1 protein-coding gene is annotated in these 2,106 nt (G+C 51.7%); it reads right to left on the reverse strand.

Annotated elements, in window-relative coordinates; translation table 11 throughout:
- Positions 1-1,139: 1,139 nt before the first annotated feature.
- Positions 1,140-1,664, reverse strand: coding sequence for a hypothetical protein (locus C7H09_RS07975; protein WP_106762052.1), 525 nt, complete (start codon positions 1,662-1,664; stop codon positions 1,140-1,142).
- Positions 1,665-2,106: the final 442 nt, after the last annotated feature.

Genomic DNA, 2,106 nt, shown 5'->3' on the forward strand with positions numbered 1-2,106 from the left:
GATTACCGTTTGAGACGGACGACCCCACAACTGGGGCACGCCATGAATACCAACACCGCTGGCCATTGTGGCAACCAAACCAGACAGCGAATTTTCCGGCCTTGGCGATCACCAGAGTGAACGAGCGTTGCAACCAAACCCGGTGCCAAGGCCTTTGCACCGCACCCGCCAAAAACTCACAAATGCCGGGCCATTAACGCCAATATTCAGCGGCGCCCTGACAAGGGCGTCCGGTGGAGGCCACGCCTTTTGTGGCCGTAACGAACTGGAATGACTGGTTATGTGGGGTAAACGTCTCTCTGAATTTGTTCCGCCGGTTCCCGCACTGGCTCAAACGCACCACCACTTCCGTGATATGTCTCAGCCTGGAGGTTGAACCACTGCCCACATGACAAACATGAGAAATAGTTATTTACAAAATCGCCCCAACCGTCCCCTCGGGCGATAGATTGAAATGGATCCCCCCACGCTCCAGCCCCCTCATAACTTAGGATGCCCAATTCAATTGCATTGGCCGCAGCCAAAATCGCTCTTGAGAGATCGTCAGGACGCTTTATTCTTTGCGGCTGAACCGCTTCTTCACACTTCTTGCAAGTCATGGCTTCCCTTCCACATAACGCTGAGCTTAGCGGCGCCCTTGTAATGGAGGCGAAGCCGCAATGAAAAGGGCGTCCGGCGGCCATCGGCCGCGTACTACAGCGACTGGTTAGTGGCAGGTAATGACACTGCCTGTTCCCTGGCACTGACCGTGACGGCCTACTCCGTAACCCGGCACCGACATGAGCCGATGCACTCTGTTTGAAACACCGCCAACGATGCGGTGAATGAACCTGAACTCAAAGGTAGCAGATCCGGACGACGTTTTCGGCGGACGGCCCCACACGTTGAACACCGAATTTCCTGCCACAACTCTTGCTAACTGAAGCAACCAAACCGGACGCGGATTCTGACGGCCTTGGTGCTCAACAGACTATGCGGGTTTGGCAACCAAGCACGGCACCAAGGCCCCTGGCACACCGCAGCCAAAAAGGACAGAAGCCACAGCCACTAACGCTTGCAGCATGCGCGCCCATGAAATGGAGCCGAAGGCGCAATGTAATGGGCGTCGCCATGCCTGCACTGGTTAGAAACTGGAAAGCTTACATTTCTGAGTAGCGAATTTCCTGCGACGAGCCGCTATACCTGCACTGGATTTTTGCATTTGATTCAGCATCCACAACGGTCATCTCGAACTCTGTATTTCGGTAAACTGATTCATACAGTTGAATTTCATATGAAAGCGGCGCAGATGCGGTGGGCATAAAATAAAAGGAATAAAATGTCTTTGCTGCGCTCGCGGCATCTCCGCCAAAATTAAAATGATTCATGAAATTTTTCAGAGCCAACCGACAATAAAACTCCGTTGGCTCGGCTTTCACGCTAGCATATAGCTTTAGCTTTTGAGTCTCGTTGTCATACCTGACTCCAACGTACCTTAGCTCGAAAGCTCCAGAACCATTCATTTTTTCCTGAACCTGGAATTCGAAAGCATCTTGTTTTAAACGTACCATCGCCAGATCAAGACGGCTCACCCCCTGAGCATCGAGTATCTGAAAAGAGGACTTTGCCAAAACAAAACCCGGTGCGGTGAACAAGAGCAATGTCATACCAAGTATGAATTTCATTTTTCCCTCGATTTCTAACGATGTACGTTCATCTGCCCGAGCGAAGCGAGGGTCGGATGAATGTGTTGTTATAGAGCCAAGTCCTGAAAGAGCTCTGATAAAGCACACCCTCGACGGCCATGCCTGCTTCGAGACGTTCTTCAAACTTCATAATCCAACCGTTTGCGACGGGCTCTGGCGACGAGACTGGCAACCAGCCAAAAGGTAACGCGATCGCTGAGGAATAGCTCTCCCTCGGGGTATGTCCCAAGCGGATCAACCCGCGCGTTATCCGCTTGGGACATACCCCGAGGGTAGCTGAAAACGCATTCAACAACGATCATCCTTGTCTGGTTCTTCGAACCGAATCCCAAACCTGAAAAATACTGTTTATTCGTACAGATCATCGCTGTAGGATTCGGTTAACTGGGAGTTTTTCTGCACCCCAGCCGGGCTTTATAAC

This window comes from Marinobacter fuscus (assembly GCF_003007675.1).
Lineage (GTDB): Bacteria > Pseudomonadota > Gammaproteobacteria > Pseudomonadales > Oleiphilaceae > Marinobacter > Marinobacter fuscus.